Below are 16,088 nucleotides of genomic sequence, written 5' to 3' on the forward strand. Positions count from 1 at the left end.
TCCTTTCACTTAGCTTTTATTATTGATCAATCTTCCAGGTCGAAGTCCTCAGCGTCCAGCTCTTCGATTTCATGTCCTTCGAAGCGCGCGGTAAGGACCGCTGCAGCCATGACATGATTTTTGATGTTCTTGCGAAAATCCTCATATCCAGCCCCCGGCATCAGCGTCAGCGGCAGGTCGAGCGCATAGAGCTGGAATACATAACGGTGCTGCACACCCAGCGGCGGATTGGGAAGCAGCCATTCCGAGTTGCCAGCGGCATTTTTCCCGATCCGTGGCGGCGCCTCGCCTTCGAACAAAGCGCCCTTCTGGGCCTTGAGCCCCCAGACGAGCCAGTGGATCTTGCCGTCCTCCGCATCCTCTACGATGAGCGCGAGCTCCTGCGTGCCCGGAGGCGGCGCAGTCCATTCCAGCGGCGGGGCAACAGCATCCTCTTCAGCCGCCGTGAAGCTTGGATCAAGTTCGCCGCCATGCTTGAACGCCGGGCTGGTAAGAGTGAAGCCCGACTTGCCCAGCAGCTTCTCGTCAGCAACCTCGCTGATGGTAAGAGCGCCCTTGGCGTCTGCGCCGATTGCCTGCTGAACCCATGCTGGGGTACCGGTACTCAAGATAAAAACTCCGTCACTCGCTTGGCGCCAAAGGCGCGTTCGATTGGGAAGACTAGGCGCTTACCCTAGGGAAAGGCCATGCCTGCCCGCAGAAATTATGGCTGTTTTGCCCCGGCCCACCCCGGTTTTCCACCGGAATGAGCAATTCACGAGATTTTCTCGGCCTCTTTCAAGTCGAGCTTGCTGAGTAACGATTAATTAGGCAAGTCTCATGCGAGTGGGAGTTAACGGGTAAGCCACGAGATAATTGGGGAGATTTGCAATGAAAACAGGTCGCACGCCTTGGGGGACTGCTCTGTTAAGCTCCTGCGCGCTCGCTCTTGCCGCGTGTGGGGGAGGCGGAGATTCGAGTTCCTCGGGAGGAGGGTCCGGCCCGATCGCGGGTGGAGGCGGCGGCGGAGGTGGCACCGATGGCTGCTCGCTGTCGTCGCGGCAGGATTGGGCTCTCTCCGTCCTGCAGGAATGGTATCTCTTCCCCGACCTGCTCGACACGTCAGTGAACAAGGCGAATTACAGCGACCTGCAATCCTATCTTGACGCTCTTGTTGCCCCCGCACGGGCGCAGAACAAGGACCGCTTCTTCACCTACATCACCTCGATCGAAGAAGAAAACGAACTGATCAACAGCGGCTCGAATGCAGGGTTCGGCTTCCGATTGATCTACGATGTCTCGAACAATCGCGTTTATCTCGCGGAGGTCTTCGAAAGCGGCCCGGCATTTCCTGCAGGCTTCGATCGCGGCACGGAAATCCTGCAAATCGGATCGAGCAGCGTAGCCTCCCTCATGTCAGCCGGAGGACCGCAAGCGGTGTCCGAGGCCTTGGGGCCGAGCGATCCGGGAGTTGCCCGAAGTTTCCGCATCAGGAATGTCGATGGAACTGAACGCAACGTATCCGTGACCAAGCAGGAATTCGGGCTGGACCCGATTTCCGATCGGTATGGAGTCAAAATCCTTGACGATGGCGCTGGCGGCAAGGCGGGTTATATCAATCTGCGCACCTTCATCGTCCAGAACGCCGGGCCGCAGCTGCGCGATGCCTTTGCGCAATTCCGCCAGCAAGGGGTCACGAATGTCATTCTCGACCTGCGCTATAATGGCGGCGGCCTCGTATCCGTCGCGGAACTGCTGGGCGATCTCATGGCCGATGGGCTGGAAGGGCAGGTGTTTTCCAAGACGCTGCTGCGACCATCTAAGGCATCCGAAAATTCGACCGATGTGTTCAATGACCAGCCCGAACAAATCCGCGCGATGAAGCTGGCCGTCATTGGTCGTGGAGGCACTGCATCGGCGAGCGAGCTCGTCACGAATTCCATGATACCCTATCTGGGAGACAACATCGCGCTTGTGGGGATGAACACCTTCGGCAAACCCGTCGGGCAATTCGCATTCGACCAATCGTCCTGTGACGATCGCTTGCGCGCCGTGACCTTCAAGACCGTTAATGCAAACGACCAGGGCGAATATTTCAGCGGCTTGGCCAGCGTGATGCCGAACACTTGCCGCGCGGGTGACGATATCTTCACCCAGCTTGGCGACCCGGCCGAGGCATCGGTCAAAGTCGCACTGGACTTCTTGGCGGGCCGCACCTGCACACCGATCATGGGCGGGAATGAAGTGACCCGTGCTTCGGTCAGTCAGGGCCAATCCAAGCTGATCCAGCCAGCTCGGCCAAACGCGCTGCAACGCGACAATCCAGGGGTGTTCTAAAAGGGAGGGGCCGCGTCACAGACAGCGGCCCCAAACCAATTGCAAACATGGCGGCATAGCTAGGCGCGGCAAGCGCCACTCACGCAAATGCTATCGCAAGGGTGAGGCCGCCCAAGCCGATCGATAGCGGCGCCCGAAGGTGGAGCCACCAGCGCGGAGTGAGCGCTGCAAGCCGGGCATCCACGCCGAGCGCCATGAGTAAACTTGCGCCGAGCATGACCAGCAGCGCTTCGATCGGGAGCCAGTCGAATGCATGGGCAACCAGTCCCCCGGCGGCGATGAGGCTTGGCACAATCGCGGCGATCCACGCCCAAGCCAGCCCGCCTCTTCGTTCGGCAGCGGGCGCTGCAGCCGCGATCCCCCACCAAGTGCCTCCAAGAAAAGTAAAGATAAGCGCTGCATAGATTACGGCACAGTCTTGCGCCGGTGTCCGCCAGGCTGCAGGCGCGAGAAACGCGATTAGGGTACAGGCGATTTGCGGTACCAGCCCCAGCAACCCAAGCCATCGCGGCCAGCGAGGTACGGATTGCATCACCAGCGTCGCCTCGTGGGAACGGATGGGGACTCAGACATCTTCGGACATCGCGGAGGGTTGCTCGTCGGTCCAGGCACAGCCGTTTCGCTGTTCATCCCCGATCCGGAGCGTCGCCGTGTAGGGATATTGGCGATCGCTCATGCCGTCAGAACAGCGTCCAGGCGTCACCATCAGGTCGAAGGTCCGATCGCTCAAGGTTCCGGTAAACGAAACCCCGTTATTCCCCGCAAACCGCTGAACGCTAAACCGGACCCCGTCCTGATTCTCGGGAGTAAAATAACGGGCCATCCCCGCCGCTACCGCGCCATTCCAGAAAGGTTCGGTTCCCGTGAAATAGACCGTCTCATCCGGGGCGATCGCGTCGAAAGCATGCGTGGGGCCGCTTCCCGGAGTGCCGTCACCCGACTGGCAGGCCGACAATAGCAAGATGGCGATGACAGGTGCGATGGATTTCAATCGAAGTCTCTTAGCTCAGCGGATCTGTGAGCGAATGCGAAAATCAAGGGCAGACGCGGTCATCTGGCCAAAGCCAGATGGTTCGGGCTGCTTAACGCGAAACACGATTGATAAGCAATCGCCTGCCTCAGAAACGAGCGACATGGGCTGTGCGAGTTACCCGCGACCGCATTTGCCAACACGATATTGATGTTCAGTTGCGACCGAACAATCTTGCTACCAAGCCTTTCTTTTCGGGCTCGGGCTCCGGCTCATTCTGCGCGAGCCGCTTACGCAAGTCGGCACCGGACGGCGGCTCTTTCATCTCTTCGACTTCGCGCCGCGTGATCATACTGGCCGGCAGCAATTCGGCCGTTTGCGGTTCTTCTTCAACGACTTGAGGCGCGGGCCGCTGCCCCTCGACGAGACCGTGCACCGATACTGCATCGGGCTTCATATCGACCATGCCGGCCAGCACTGGGACTTGGTTCGGCAGCGGTTTTTCTCGGCATATCTTCTCCACTGCACGATGGAAAAGAAGCGCACGCCACCAGCACGCGAGAACATATTCAACATAGCGGGCGGGTGCTTCCTGCGGAGCATTATCCCGAAAGAAGTGGCGTTCCTTATGGTGCACCAGCGCCGTATTGATGGCGGACAATCCGTCGCATTCGAGAAAAACCTCGATGTCCTCATCAAAGCCCGCCCAGGCAGGCCCGTCTTCGGCGAGGGCCTCTTCGACGAGCTTCGCCTCGTCAGCCTGGCTGAAGGCGAAGGGATCGTCGCTATAAAGTCCCAGCATCATGTAGGGGTGGTGAACCTGCCCCTTTTCGAAGGCCCGATCCGCCTCATTGGCAATCGCCAGGGTGACGCCTGTAATCGCGTCGCCCTCCGCAAGTTCGATCGCTTCCTGTAATTCTTCCCAGCCGCTGATCGAAACGCGGTCGGGATCATCTATCAGACAGCGGGTTGCAAGTTCGGTACCCAGACTCTGCAGTTGCATTTCGAGATACTGCTGTGCGTTTAGCAGTTCACCCCGGTGGAAATACTCGTGCATCACGGCCATCCACTCTTCTTCACCTTCCTGCGTGGCGAATTGCGTCTGTAGTTCATGCATTACATTAGGATCCGTTGGCTCGGGTTCGCCGAAGGGATGCCATCAAATTCTGACCATCCCATTAACTGCCATGCGTAGGCGGAAGCCGCGCGGGAACACCGCACATAGCGTGAGCGTTTGACCAGCAAGACAGAATTCTCGGAGTGTGCAAATGAGGTTTACCCCCCAAATGCTGGGTGCAGTGGCAGTGATCGCAATGGCAGGAGCTGTCAGCGGCGCGACCATCGGCGAAAGTCCGATCCTTACCAGAACCCACGCAGACAGCTTGCCTCAATCGGCCGTAGTTTCAACATCAAACGCGGCCCTCGCCCGAAAAGACAGCCCGCCCAATCATTATCCGCTCGAAACCGAAAATGGCACCATCGAGGTGGCAGAACTCGCCCTCCACGGCAGATTGCGCGATCGCGGGGGCAAGATGTGGTGGCAAGACCGGGATGACCGTGAGCTGGTAGCTACTGACGATGAGTATGACTTCTATCGCACGGCCAGCCCCGAGCGCATTGCTCACGAAGAAAGGTTGCTCGCTTTCACCGGTGCACGGGCCGAACGCAGCGAGTTTGGAGATGAGCATCAAGAAACCGCCCGGATTATGACGCGCGCCGAAGCTCCCATGGCACTTGCCGAACCTGCAGAACTCGATACGCGCAAAGGGTCGAGCACAGCTGGAAACGCGAAAACGATCAATGTGGCTGGAGTACTCGCACTGCGCGATTGATTACCGTAGAGGACTTTTCTGCCCTGTCCGGCACCGTAGGAAAATCCTCCCCTTTTGCTGCCATTCGACCCTTAAAAAGGGGTAGATCCGGAATGCCTCGTTACGCAGTCAACAGGGTCAGCAATTTGGGCACCAGCATGCTGCTGTAGCCGCCACTCAGATTGGCGCGAAAGAAGATCATTTCCCTGAAAACCAGATAAGGCGATCATGTGATAAATGGGCCGCCAGCTAGACCAAGATTGGAAGCTGGCGGCATTCTTCGAAAATTGCGGCGAATGCTTGGAAGCATCCCGCCGGAAGTTGCTTACATCACCTTTTCTGGGCGCGGATCATGACCGTGCCGTTCGCTCTTGCCGAAATGACGCTCGAGGCGTTGAGCTAAAGTCCCCGCTGCACGCCGCGCGGCGTCATCCACACTGGAAGCATGTTCTGTCACTCCGATCGGCTTGCCACCGCTGGGGCGTGCCTCAATCGTGCATGCCTTGTCGTCAGCACCGCCCTTGGGACCGTTTTCATCACGAACGTGAACCTCGAGCCGCGTAAGACGATTTTCGAAGCGCGAAAGTTTTTGCCGCACCGCCGCTTCGATCCGCTCGGCTACATTCTCCGTCCCCATCACCGAACTGTCGGAATTGAACTGGATCTGCATGGCAAATTCTCCTTTATTTTGCTCGTGTATATCCAACGCGCCGGCGTCTGGGCAGTTTCCCTCTCTCCGGCTGATACCAGAGGCGCTTGATCAGCCTGAGCCACCGCGCTTGCCACCGCCCGGATCCTAGGAAAGGGGATATTGGCTTTCAATCGAACGAAGGGGCGACAAAAAGAAAGGGCGCCCCCGCGGGGTCGCCCTTGTCTCAAGAATTTATTGTTAAATTACGAGGGCATAAGCACCGTGTCGATCACATGGATTACGCCATTTGAAGCATCGACATCTGTTGATGTAACCGTCGCGCGATTACCCGCCGCGTCCATCAGTACGACATTGCCGCCGTCCATCATTGCGGTGAGTTCGGCACCGTTGACAGTGGTCAGCTTGTATCCTTCCTCGCCCGCAGCTTCGATAGCCTGCGTGAGAGCCTGCGCGTTCGTTTCACCTTCAATCACGTGATAGGTGAGAATGTTGGTCAGATCTTCTTGGCCGGCTTCGCTCATGAGTTCGTCACGAGTAGCCTGAGGCACCTTGTCGAAGGCGGCATTGGTCGGTGCGAAAACGGTATACGGTCCTTCACCCGAAAGAGTTTCGCCGAGGTTCGCAGAAGTCACCGCGCTTACCAGGGTCGAAAAGTCGGGATTGCCTTGCGCAACCTCGACGATTGTGCCGGTATCTGTAGTATCGTTGGCCATCTGATCGTTCATGGCAACGGTATCATCCGCAGTAGGCTCGGCCGTATCTTCCGCGCAGGCAGCGATTGCGAGCGAAGCGGCGGATGCAAGAGCGATAGTGATCTTGTTCATGAGTGAAATCCCCTTTGATTCGTAAAGCCAGAATAGGCGTTCGGCACGGGTGCGAGCGTTAAGAGTTATCATCCTCGTGCCCCACCCAACCAACCATTAGATTTGGCGCATGTTCCGAAAAAGGCGGGAATATGGCAATCGCAATGACGGCGCTCTCGCGAGCGATGCCCTCTGACAAGGAAGGCGCACTTGCTTGTAGACAGGGCTTCTCTTTTTTCGGTTGCCAGCGAACCGCGTTAACCGTCATGTTGGGCAAGAAACCAACCTCAACGAAGTATAATGGTCCGATATGGAGGATAATGCCTCACAAAATCTGGCACCGCCTGATTTCACTTTAACGCGCCGCCAGATGGACTGCATGAAGCTGGTCAGAAACGGCCTGACTTCGAAGCAGATCGCTCGCGAGCTGGGGATATCGCCCAGAACAGTCGATCAGCATATCGCAGCCGTCATCGACATCCTGCAGGTCAACAATCGAATGGCAGCGGTGACGCGGCTACAGGAGCTAGGACTCGACCATCGGGGTGAAAAACAAGGGGGTGGCTTGGCGCGACCGTCGGCTGAGGCTGACAAAAAGCATGGCAACCTCGCAAATGCGATTGGTGTTGGGATCGTCTCTCAATCGGTCATCCCAATCTCGGCCGCTATTTTCCCTGTGCTTGGCGGTAGAGCCAATTCAGCGTCCGCGCGCCAGCGTTTACGATGGATGATCCGCATCGCGATTATTTCCATCATGGCGAGCTGCATGGTGGTTCTGACCATTTTGGGTGTTTCCGAGCTGGCATCGGGCGGAGTGCCGTGACCTTTTCAGGGCGGCGCGCCCAACAGGGCGCTGTCAGAAAGGAACACTCCATGCACAATATCGAACAATCCGCTGGGCAGGTCGTCGCCGACGACACGCAGAAGTCGCTCGAGGCGGTAGATCGGGCCGTAACGTCTCTTGCCCAGCTTTGCGCCAGCATCGTCGAAGTCAGCCGGGCGGCCAATCTTCCTGCGACGACGGCTCAGGGCGCCCTGACCAATGCAGGCGAGGGGCTGGCCAAGATCATCGCCACGCGGCATGACCTCGGCGGCGCAACGAGGGAGCTGCTCAAGATCCGCAAGGCGTCCAGCCTGCAGACGGTTGGCTTTGGCTGTCCGCCGGAATACAAGCCATCGGCGCAGCATATTGCCGAGCCGAACGGACTGGAAGCCTAAGCCACGATGCCCAGTATCTACCTGCTTGCCTTCTGGCTCCTCCTCATCGGTGCATGGGCTGTCGGATGGCAGGCAGGGGATCGGCACGATCGGCGCGCGATTGCCGCGATTGTCGTGGCAGCGGTGCTTTCGGCAGTCTCCTATAGCTTCCTAGGCACGACAGCTGCGCTTCTGGCGGTGTCGGTGATCGACGTGGCGCTTCTTATCGCCATCGGCCGCTATGCGCTGGTATCGGATCGCTACTGGCCGCTGTGGTTCGCCGGCTTTCACGCGGTGAGCCTGTTCTTCACGCTGTGCGCGCTCGCGATCCAGAACGAGTGGCAGATGATCCCCTGGCGGCTGAGCGGGTTCTGGTCCCTTCCCGCATTGTTCGCGATGACGATCGGCCTGCTGATCGACCGGCGTGCCGGCGTGGTCAACCGGATCGGGGCGAAGAGCTAAGCCCTCCCCACCATCCGGCTCTCAGCGAGAGAGGCGACGGCGGTTGGCCTGGACCGGGCCGCTGTAATGGCGCAGCGTTCTGCTCGAGAGTTCCTGCGCCGACTGGCACGGCCCGCCCTGCAGCAGGAACGGCCATAGCAGCAGGTTGGCCATAACCTTCTCCGTCACCATACGCTCCGCCTCGCGCTCGGCCAGCTTTCCGCCCGCCATCATGCGCAGGCTGCGCAGCCATACGACGGAAGCGGCATCGACCGACAGCGCCCAGCTATCGAAGGCAAGCCGCGTCCATGCGGCGGTATCGTGTCGGGTCATTGGGGAAGCTCCTGAGATATGCAGCGGCACTATGCTGCACTGCACAAACGATCGCAACCGCCTTTCGGCCCCAGCCCGGTCGCAGCACTCGGGGCTTCGCTGCGACCGGACCGGGACAGGTCCCTTATCCTGCCGATTGGGCGAGGACCAAGGTACCCAGATCGATTTCGTCCTGCCCCGCCACCGGGACCACGGCGTGGTTGCTGTCCGTAGTCCACAGCAGGCGGCCATTGCCATCGGCGATGGTGACGCGGGCGTTGGTGCGCGCGGCATCTTCCAGCTTCGCGCGGTAGACATTGACCGTGAACGGCAGCGGTACCTGGCGCCCGCTGGTGGCATAGGTCTGTTCGCCCAGCACCGTGGCGGCGGCATCGGCGCGCGACACATCCTCGATCCGCACTGTGACGACGGCATCTTCAGGCAGCGCGATCCGCTGGCGATAGGTCGCCTCTCCGGTCACACTTACCATTCCGTCCGCGCCGGGGGCGGGAGTGGTGGCGGGGGTGGTGGCGCAGGCGGCCAGGGCGAATGCCGTCATTGCGGCGATAGGTGCGATTTTCTTCATGGCCGGCCCAACGGTGCCTGGGCGGGGCCGTTCCCGATAAACACGAAACGGGCGTGTATTCGTGACGAATAGAGCGCCGCTAAGGGCGAAGCGTTTGGCTGACGATGCACTATAGCCGGGTCCTTTTACGCGCCCGGCACTGTACCGGGCGGCGCCTCTTAGACAGTTCGACTTTGAACGCCAGGTGAAGCGCGGCAGTTTTGGACAGGATGGAGCAGGTGGAGCACACTCCAGGGCGAAAACCGCCATTGTGTCACCCTGCCCCGGCAAAAGCGTAACCTTGCGCGGCCCGGTGTCACCCTTTCACGCCAAAGTGTCATCCTTTCACCCGCACCGTCACCTTTTCCGCCGCAAAACGTCACCTTTGCAACTGCCCGGCTGTCACCTTTTGCGCGCACCACTGTCACTCTCCCGGCGCCGGAATGTCAGCCAGATCCATCTCGGACAGGGGCACGCGAGAGAGCAGCGGGTGGACGCGCGGCTTGCCCTTGCGCGAAGATGCGCGCCGCCGCTTCGCCTCGCCCATGGCGATATCCCAGTAATGCGCGAAATTGGGCGAACGGGCGCGCAGGCGATAGGCGGACTGGCGGCTCATTCCCACCGCCAGCGCGCAGGAGGTCACCTTGCCGCTGCGCGCGAGCATCTTGATGAAAGTGGAGGCTTTGGCCCCGGTCCAGCGAGCATTGTTGGGCCGCGGACGCGGAGAGGGCGTACTGCCCGGTTGCGAGGCTTCGGGAACGGGGCGGTGTGTGTGCGAAGGCGGTCTCTGTGTCATCCGGCAGGATAAGCCACGTCTCGCACCGTGTAGGAAAGCATCTTTTTACGCGGAACCGCTTTCACTGCGGAACGCTGGTCATCTGAACCGAACGCAGGAGTTTATTCGATGGCCGACAAGTCCCCCAAAGAACATCTCGCCCATATCGCCGAAAAGATGAAGGACATCGATTTCGTGATGCTGGCCACGCACACGAAAGACGGCCAGATCGGCCACCGCCCGATGAGCAACAACCGCCAGGTCGATTACGATGGCGACAGCTATTACTTCACTTGGGACGATTGCCTGATGGTGAAGGATATCGAGAAAGACCCCAAGGTCGGCCTGTCGCTGCAGGGCAACCCCGGCCCCAAGGGCGCGCCGGGCATCTTCATCGCGCTGGAAGGCAAGGCGGAGATCGTGAAGGACAAGAGCAAGTTCGAAGAACACTGGACCAAGGATCTCGACCGCTGGTTCAAGGACGGCGCCGACACCGACGGCGTGGCGATGATCCACGTCCACGCCACCCGCTGCGCCTATTGGGACGGCGAGGACGAGGCCGATTTCGATATCAAGTGAGGTTATGGGGGGCGGCGGAGGCTGCCCCCGTTTTTTGGTTTTACCCCCCTCCCTCGTCATGCCCGCCCCCCTCGTCATCCCCGCGCAGGCGGGGATCCAGATCGAGCAAGCGCCAAGGCCAGTTGGATCCCCGCCTTCGCGGGGATGACGGACTTTGGCTGTTGATGCTGAATACTCACGACCTCCACGGGATGGCGGCAGTAGAGGCGAATCCCCCCTCCCCACCGAATTGATGCAGGGTCTTGGCCGAAAGGGTCTAGGCTGCCCGGCGGGGCATTCCGCCCCGATTGGAAAAGACCATGGCCAAAGGCCAGCAGAAGAAGAGCCGCGAAGCCCGCAAGCCGAAGAAGGAAAAGGTAAAAACCAACGCTTCGCAGCCCTCGCAGAAGCCCGGGGCCATCAAGGGCCTGGAGAACATGAAGAACAGCTAGGCCGGAAACCCGGTTACACGTGCGGGGGATCAGGTGCTAAGGCGCTGTCGATGCCCCCGCCCCCATCCGACACCCCGCCCGCAGACAGTGCCCCGACCATCCTGGTGGATGCCGATGCCTGTCCGGTGAAGGAAGAAATCTACCGCGTCGCCGAACGCTACCGGGCGCAGGTCCGCGTGGTCAGCAACAGCGCTTTCCGCGTGCCCGTCAACGCGCGGATAAAGCGCGTGGTGGTGGGCGACGGCTTCGACGCGGCGGACGACTGGATCGCCGAGAACGCAGGGCCACACGCGGTGGTCATCACCGCCGACATATTGCTGGCCGAACGCTGCCTCAAGGCTGGCGCGACGGTGCTGCGCCATGACGGTAAGCCGTTCGACGCCGCCAGCATCGGCAGCGCCATCGCCACCCGCGCGATCATGGAAGATTTGCGCGCGGGGATGGACGGCCCCCTGGGCGCAGCCGGCGGCGGCCCCCCGCCCTTCAGCAAGGCGGACCGGTCGAACTTCCTGCAGGCGCTCGACCGGGTGCTGGTGAAGATGCGGTAGCGCACCGCACGGCCTCTCCAACACAATTCGCCAAATCCGATTAATGTCAGCGCTTTTAATCGCAGGATACGATTGGGTGTCTGATGTATTACCCTGTCATGCACCGCGATTATCTCAAGACCCTCACCTTCCTTGCGCTCCACCTGATCGTGGGCTTCTCGGTCGCTTACGCCTTCACCGGCTCGCTGGCGCTGGCGGGCGGTATCGCTCTGGTAGAGCCGCTGGTGAACGCGGTGGTGTTCTTCTTTCACGAACGCGCCTGGCAGAAGAAGGAACGCCCCGCGCTTCTCGATGTCGTGCTGCACCGGCACGGAGCGGAAGGCCGCTCGCAGCCGGTGTGACGGCGGCGTTCAGCCGGGTTTGGCCGACTTGGCCTTATGCGCGGCGATCGCCTCGTCGATATCGGCGATGCGGCGGCGTTCCGGGGTATCCTTTTTCAGCCCCTTGAGGCGGCAGGTCGCCCACAGCTGGCGGCGTTCGGATTCCAGATTTTTGAGATAGAGATCGGCCATGCGCGCCCTATGGGCGCATCGCGCGCCGCTGGCCAGTAGCGATGCTTGCATCGGCGGCGCGACAGGCGCAGCATGGCGGGCATGACCCAGCCTGCCCGTTATTCCACCTTCGCCGAGTTCTGGCCCTTCTATCTGCGCGAACATTCCAAGCCGCGCACGCGCGCGCTGCATTATGTCGGCACGACGCTGGTGGTGCTGATCGCGGTCTATGCCGTGCTGGCGGGCCATTGGTGGTGGCTGCTGGCGATGCCGGTGGCGGGCTATTTCTTCGCCTGGCTGGCGCATTTCACGGTCGAGAAGAACCGCCCGGCGACCTTCACCTATCCGCTGTGGAGCCTGGGCGCCGATTTCAAGATGTGGTGGCTGTGGCTGACCGGCAGGCTGGGCGAGGAATTGCGCAAGGCCGGGGTGCGCTAGGCTTTTCCCTGCGCTGCGCCCCGCCAGCCTGAGCGAAGGACTTAGTCCTCCTCGCCGTCAACCTCGCTACGCCGCCCGTCGCGCTCCTTGGCGACGCCCTTGAACGGCTCGCCATCCGCTTTGACATCCATGAACTGCCCGGCCTCGGCCGAACCTTCCTCGCGGTTGCGCTTGGTCCATTTGCCCGTCGCCGTGTTCTTCACCTGACTGCGATCCTCGACCGAGCCGATGCGGTGGTCGTCACCTGTATTGCGTGCCATTGTCGGCCTCCTTCGGGAGACTAACGGGCGGGGATTCCGGGGTGTTCCCAGTCTCGCTGCGCGGTGGCCGTGTTCGCCTCTAATCTTGAATGACTTATGACGATTACGGCGCACGCTAAACCAATATCATCCTATTTAGTTTATGGGAAAACTACAATAATCGTCCATGCCATTAAAAACTTCTTTAATTGTTGAGCCATGCTTCAAGTTAATATCGTAAACACTCTTAGCGTTCCAAAAATTAACCGTTGAGTATAGCTCTGTTCGATACCTTTTTGAGCTATTTGTTCCACTATATTCGACATACCCCCAGAGATGAAGAATTTTATCGCCTTCCAATACCTTCTGCATCTGATCTAAATCAATAAGTGCGGTGCTAGAGGTGACCGATTTTGACTTACCAATACTTCCCGCACTGTTATTTTTTTCTCGACCCGGAAAATGGAAGTCTTCTGGTAATTCACCTTCAATTATAGTGAAGTTAACAGTTGCCAGCACATTTATGGCCGGAGTTTCGCCAACATTTTCCCAAACTATTTGCAAGTATCGCGCTTGGACTTCACCACAATCATTTGGGGACCAAACTAGGTTTATGTCATGACCCACGACGTAAGGCCGCAACTGTATTGTTACAATTTCCCGTGAAATTTCAATTGAGCGTTCAGCGCTATCTGCAGCCCTTACTGCGGCTTCCGTCGCTCGCGAAGTGAAGTAAATCGTGACTATAAGGGCAATTGCCGAAACCGAAGATACGGAGATTCCAAACACAGCTGCGAAGAGAGCACCTTGATCTAGTTTATAAGATGCAATCTCATTGCATGTCTCCACCGACACCCCGCTTGCAAGGCTTTGACAATTGCTGAAGAAAAACTCCGAAAGAGCCCACGAGAGGCCCACAATGAGAAGGCCTGCGCTAATTGTAAATATTGCGGCAGAAAGGAGAAGGATTTTTCCTATCTTCATCTATTTCCAAAAACCTCAAACTCGGGAAAATGGCTAATAAATTAATTTGGAATGACTAGCCATATATCGATTCGCCCCTTTCTGGCGCAAGCGAACTGACCAGTACGTAGAAGTAGCCCATCCCAAGAGCGGCGTGACAGCTCACATGCGGTCTTACGCTTGATGTCAGGCCCGGCGATCCAAGGGACGCAACCCTCACTCCCCCTGCTTGCCGCCCGCGATCCGCCGGCGTTCGTCCACGCTGCGGCGCATCTCGCGTGCCTGCAGGTGGAGCGCCTTGTTGCTCAGGCGGATCTCGCGGCTCTGCTGGAAGAAGCCGAGGACCAGCCACAGAAAGGCGAGCGGGCTGGAGACACCGCCCAGGAAGTCGCCCAGCTCGTTCAGCCGCAGGTCCGCCGGGTTCTGGCCCTGCACCGCGAGGTAGATCACCAGTCCGACGACATAGAGCGCGCTGAGCCACAGGCCGATCACCGGCAGGCGGCGGCGCTCGCGGCGGTCCTCTGCCAGCGGATCGTCCAGGATGTCCTCTGTATCCGCGCCCTGCGTCATGTCATCCCCCGTCGGGCGCCGCCGCGACCTGCCCTTGCTCAGTCATGCTCGCGGTCGCCCTGCCCGATGTACAGTTCGCGCCCGGTGGCTTCGTAGACGCGGCTCATTTCCTCCATGCCCTCGCGCGCTTCCTCGGCCTCTTCGGCGGAGGTTTCGCGCTTGATGTTCTCGGTGGCGAGATAGCTGTCCGAGTTTTGCTTGGCGGCGAAGTCGCGCACTTCCTGCGTGATCTTCATCGAGCAGAACTTGGGGCCGCACATGGAGCAGAAATGCGCGGTCTTGGCGCCTTCCGCGGGCAGCGTCTGGTCGTGATACTGCTCGGCCGTGTCGGGGTCGAGGCTGAGGTTGAACTGGTCGCGCCAGCGGAATTCGAAGCGGGCTTTCGACAGCGCATCGTCGCGGACCTTGGCGGCGGGGTGGCCCTTGGCGAGATCGGCGGCGTGGGCGGCGAGCTTGTAGGTCACCACGCCCACTTTCACATCGTCGCGGTCGGGCAGGCCGAGGTGCTCCTTGGGCGTGACGTAGCAGAGCATGGCGGTGCCGTACCAGCCGATCTGCGCCGCGCCGATGCCGCTGGTGATGTGGTCGTAACCCGGCGCGATATCGGTGACGAGCGGGCCGAGCGTGTAAAAGGGCGCTTCGCCGCAGGCTTCCAGCTGCTTGTCCATGTTCTCCTTGATCTTGTGCATCGGCACGTGGCCGGGGCCCTCGATCATCACCTGCACGTCCTGCTCCCAGGCGCGCTTGGTCAGTTCGCCCAGCGTGTAGAGCTCGGCGAACTGGGCTTCGTCATTGGCGTCGGCGATGGAGCCGGGGCGCAGGCCGTCGCCCAGCGAGTAGGCGATGTCATAGGCCTTCATGATCTCGGTGATCTCGTCGAAGCGCTCGTAGAGGAAGCTCTCCTTGTGATGCGCGAGGCACCATTTCGCCATGATCGAGCCGCCGCGGCTGACGATGCCGGTGACGCGCTTGGCGGTCATCGGCACGTAGGGGAGCCGCACGCCGGCGTGGATGGTGAAATAGTCCACGCCCTGCTCGGCCTGTTCGATCAGCGTGTCGCGGAAGATTTCCCACGTCAGGTCCTCGGCAATGCCGCCGACCTTTTCCAGCGCCTGGTAGATCGGCACGGTGCCGATGGGGACGGGCGAATTGCGGATGATCCATTCGCGCGTGTCGTGGATGTTGCGGCCCGTCGATAGGTCCATGACAGTGTCCGCGCCCCAGCGGATCGACCAGACCATCTTGTCGACCTCGTTGGCGACATCGGACGCCACCGCGCTGTTGCCGATATTGGCGTTGATCTTGACGAGGAAATTGCGCCCGATCGCCATGGGCTCGGTTTCGGGGTGGTTGATGTTGTTGGGGATGATTGCCCGGCCGCGGGCCACCTCGTCGCGAACGAATTCCGGGGTTACGTAATCGGGCAAGCTGGCGCCCCAGGGCTGGCCGTCATTGCGAGCCTCCAGCCGCGCGGCTTCCTCGCGCAGCATTTCACGGCCGAGATTTTCCCGCTCGGCGACATATTCCATCTCGGGCGTGATGATGCCCTGGCGCGCATAATGCATCTGGCTGACGTTCTTGCCGGCCTTGGCGCGCAGCGGACGCTGGACGACATTGGGATAGGCCGGGACGCCGCCGCTGCGATCGGGGCCGAGCTGGCCGTTATCCTCGGGCTTCACCTCACGCGCGTCATATTCCTCGACATCGCCGCGCGCCATGATCCATTCGCGGCGCAGCTGGGGCAGGCCCTTGTTGATGTCGATCGTGGCGGCGGGATCGGTATAGGGGCCGCTGGTGTCGTAGACCCGCACTGGCAATTCGCCGCCCTCGAGGTCGATCTCCCGCATGGCGACGCGCACACCGCTGCCCGACTTGGCGCCCACATGGACCTTGCGGCTGCCGCGGATCGGACCGGTGGTGACGCCGATGTCGAATTTGCTGTTGATGTCGGCCATGCGTGCTCTCTCCAAAAGGCGGAGGAAGAGCG

The 16,088-nt window shown here is 60.2% G+C and carries 24 protein-coding genes; 10 read left to right on the top strand and 14 right to left on the bottom strand.

From position 1 onward, the window contains the following. Positions 1–26: 26 nt before the first annotated feature. Positions 27–608, bottom strand: a complete 582-nt coding sequence (locus K3175_RS10130) for a YbhB/YbcL family Raf kinase inhibitor-like protein (RefSeq protein ID WP_221543300.1) — start codon at positions 606–608, stop codon at positions 27–29. Between the two features lie 262 nt (positions 609–870). Here K3175_RS10130 and K3175_RS10135 point away from each other — a divergent pair, with 262 nt between their 5' ends. Next, positions 871–2,316 (top strand): S41 family peptidase, encoded by a 1,446-nt coding sequence (locus K3175_RS10135; protein ID WP_221543301.1) that lies wholly within the window; start codon positions 871–873, stop codon positions 2,314–2,316. 79 nt (positions 2,317–2,395) lie between these two features. On the opposite strand, the gene K3175_RS10140 is transcribed toward K3175_RS10135, so the two are convergent. From K3175_RS10140 to K3175_RS10150, 3 genes are all read right to left on the bottom strand, one after another. Continuing rightward, on the bottom strand, positions 2,396–2,848 hold the full coding sequence (locus tag K3175_RS10140; protein ID WP_221543302.1) for a DUF3429 domain-containing protein: 453 nt from the start codon (positions 2,846–2,848) through the stop codon (positions 2,396–2,398). A gap of 33 nt (positions 2,849–2,881) precedes the next feature. Beyond that, positions 2,882–3,307: a COG3650 family protein gene (locus tag K3175_RS10145; protein WP_247710857.1), complete on the bottom strand. Its 426-nt coding sequence runs from the start codon at positions 3,305–3,307 to the stop codon at positions 2,882–2,884. Between the two features lie 193 nt (positions 3,308–3,500). Continuing rightward, positions 3,501–4,403, bottom strand: coding sequence for a hypothetical protein (locus K3175_RS10150; RefSeq protein ID WP_221543303.1), 903 nt, complete (start codon positions 4,401–4,403; stop codon positions 3,501–3,503). A 151-nt stretch (positions 4,404–4,554) separates the two neighbouring features. On the opposite strand from K3175_RS10150, the gene K3175_RS10155 reads away from it, so the two are divergent. Next, positions 4,555–5,118, top strand: a complete 564-nt coding sequence (locus K3175_RS10155; RefSeq protein ID WP_221543304.1) for a hypothetical protein — start codon at positions 4,555–4,557, stop codon at positions 5,116–5,118. Positions 5,119–5,422: 304 nt separating this feature from the next. Here K3175_RS10155 and K3175_RS10160 read toward each other — a convergent pair whose 3' ends face one another. After that, complete coding sequence (locus K3175_RS10160; RefSeq protein WP_221543305.1) at positions 5,423–5,767, bottom strand: HPF/RaiA family ribosome-associated protein; 345 nt, start codon at positions 5,765–5,767, stop codon at positions 5,423–5,425. 224 nt (positions 5,768–5,991) lie between these two features. After that, the gene (locus K3175_RS10165; protein WP_221543306.1) at positions 5,992–6,573 is read right to left on the bottom strand and encodes a fasciclin domain-containing protein; all 582 of its coding nucleotides are present in this window, start codon (positions 6,571–6,573) and stop codon (positions 5,992–5,994) included. 289 nt (positions 6,574–6,862) lie between these two features. Here K3175_RS10165 and K3175_RS10170 point away from each other — a divergent pair, with 289 nt between their 5' ends. From K3175_RS10170 to K3175_RS10180, 3 genes are read left to right on the top strand one after another with little or no spacing between them, the layout of a single operon-like run. Further along, on the top strand, positions 6,863–7,375 hold the full coding sequence (locus tag K3175_RS10170; RefSeq protein WP_221543307.1) for a helix-turn-helix domain-containing protein: 513 nt from the start codon (positions 6,863–6,865) through the stop codon (positions 7,373–7,375). Between the two features lie 50 nt (positions 7,376–7,425). Then, positions 7,426–7,770 carry a hypothetical protein gene (locus K3175_RS10175; protein ID WP_221543308.1) on the top strand — a complete coding sequence of 115 codons (345 nt, stop codon included), beginning with the start codon at positions 7,426–7,428 and terminating at the stop codon, positions 7,768–7,770. 6 nt (positions 7,771–7,776) lie between these two features. Beyond that, positions 7,777–8,211 carry a hypothetical protein gene (locus tag K3175_RS10180; RefSeq protein ID WP_221543309.1) on the top strand — a complete coding sequence of 145 codons (435 nt, stop codon included), beginning with the start codon at positions 7,777–7,779 and terminating at the stop codon, positions 8,209–8,211. 21 nt (positions 8,212–8,232) lie between these two features. Here K3175_RS10180 and K3175_RS10185 read toward each other — a convergent pair whose 3' ends face one another. The 3 genes from K3175_RS10185 to K3175_RS10195 all read right to left on the bottom strand — a co-directional run bounded on the left by K3175_RS10185 (position 8,233) and on the right by K3175_RS10195 (position 9,863). Further along, a complete protein-coding gene (locus K3175_RS10185; RefSeq protein ID WP_221543310.1) occupies positions 8,233–8,523 on the bottom strand; it encodes a hypothetical protein in 291 nt (96 codons plus the stop codon). 124 nt (positions 8,524–8,647) lie between these two features. Then, positions 8,648–9,061 carry a YbaY family lipoprotein gene (locus K3175_RS10190; RefSeq protein WP_221543311.1) on the bottom strand — a complete coding sequence of 138 codons (414 nt, stop codon included), beginning with the start codon at positions 9,059–9,061 and terminating at the stop codon, positions 8,648–8,650. A gap of 430 nt (positions 9,062–9,491) precedes the next feature. Next, positions 9,492–9,863 (bottom strand): hypothetical protein, encoded by a 372-nt coding sequence (locus tag K3175_RS10195; protein ID WP_221543312.1) that lies wholly within the window; start codon positions 9,861–9,863, stop codon positions 9,492–9,494. A gap of 108 nt (positions 9,864–9,971) precedes the next feature. Between K3175_RS10195 and K3175_RS10200 the strand changes: the two genes are divergently transcribed. From K3175_RS10200 to K3175_RS10210, 4 genes are all read left to right on the top strand, one after another. Beyond that, a complete protein-coding gene (locus K3175_RS10200; protein ID WP_221543313.1) occupies positions 9,972–10,421 on the top strand; it encodes a pyridoxamine 5'-phosphate oxidase family protein in 450 nt (149 codons plus the stop codon). Between the two features lie 299 nt (positions 10,422–10,720). Beyond that, complete coding sequence (locus K3175_RS14280) at positions 10,721–10,852, top strand: hypothetical protein (protein WP_263621188.1); 132 nt, start codon at positions 10,721–10,723, stop codon at positions 10,850–10,852. 50 nt (positions 10,853–10,902) lie between these two features. Then, positions 10,903–11,400 carry a YaiI/YqxD family protein gene (locus K3175_RS10205; protein WP_221543314.1) on the top strand — a complete coding sequence of 166 codons (498 nt, stop codon included), beginning with the start codon at positions 10,903–10,905 and terminating at the stop codon, positions 11,398–11,400. A 98-nt stretch (positions 11,401–11,498) separates the two neighbouring features. Beyond that, a complete protein-coding gene (locus K3175_RS10210) occupies positions 11,499–11,741 on the top strand; it encodes a DUF2061 domain-containing protein (protein ID WP_221544103.1) in 243 nt (80 codons plus the stop codon). Positions 11,742–11,750: 9 nt separating this feature from the next. On the opposite strand, the gene K3175_RS10215 is transcribed toward K3175_RS10210, so the two are convergent. Continuing rightward, positions 11,751–11,912 (bottom strand): hypothetical protein, encoded by a 162-nt coding sequence (locus K3175_RS10215; protein ID WP_221543315.1) that lies wholly within the window; start codon positions 11,910–11,912, stop codon positions 11,751–11,753. Positions 11,913–11,993: 81 nt separating this feature from the next. Here K3175_RS10215 and K3175_RS10220 point away from each other — a divergent pair, with 81 nt between their 5' ends. After that, positions 11,994–12,329 carry an Mpo1-like protein gene (locus K3175_RS10220; protein WP_221543316.1) on the top strand — a complete coding sequence of 112 codons (336 nt, stop codon included), beginning with the start codon at positions 11,994–11,996 and terminating at the stop codon, positions 12,327–12,329. A 41-nt stretch (positions 12,330–12,370) separates the two neighbouring features. On the opposite strand, the gene K3175_RS10225 is transcribed toward K3175_RS10220, so the two are convergent. From K3175_RS10225 to thiC, 4 genes are all read right to left on the bottom strand, one after another. Next, entirely contained in the window at positions 12,371–12,589 is a 219-nt protein-coding gene (locus tag K3175_RS10225; protein WP_221543317.1) for a hypothetical protein, read from the bottom strand. 135 nt (positions 12,590–12,724) lie between these two features. Beyond that, a complete protein-coding gene (locus tag K3175_RS10230; protein WP_221543318.1) occupies positions 12,725–13,552 on the bottom strand; it encodes a hypothetical protein in 828 nt (275 codons plus the stop codon). 195 nt (positions 13,553–13,747) lie between these two features. Beyond that, positions 13,748–14,101 carry a hypothetical protein gene (locus K3175_RS10235; RefSeq protein ID WP_221543319.1) on the bottom strand — a complete coding sequence of 118 codons (354 nt, stop codon included), beginning with the start codon at positions 14,099–14,101 and terminating at the stop codon, positions 13,748–13,750. Between the two features lie 38 nt (positions 14,102–14,139). After that, positions 14,140–16,056 (bottom strand): phosphomethylpyrimidine synthase ThiC, encoded by a 1,917-nt coding sequence (gene thiC / locus K3175_RS10240; protein ID WP_221543320.1) that lies wholly within the window; start codon positions 16,054–16,056, stop codon positions 14,140–14,142. Positions 16,057–16,088 lie beyond the last annotated feature (32 nt).

The organism is Qipengyuania aestuarii, from assembly GCF_019711535.1.
Taxonomy (GTDB): Bacteria; Pseudomonadota; Alphaproteobacteria; order Sphingomonadales; family Sphingomonadaceae; genus Qipengyuania; species Qipengyuania aestuarii.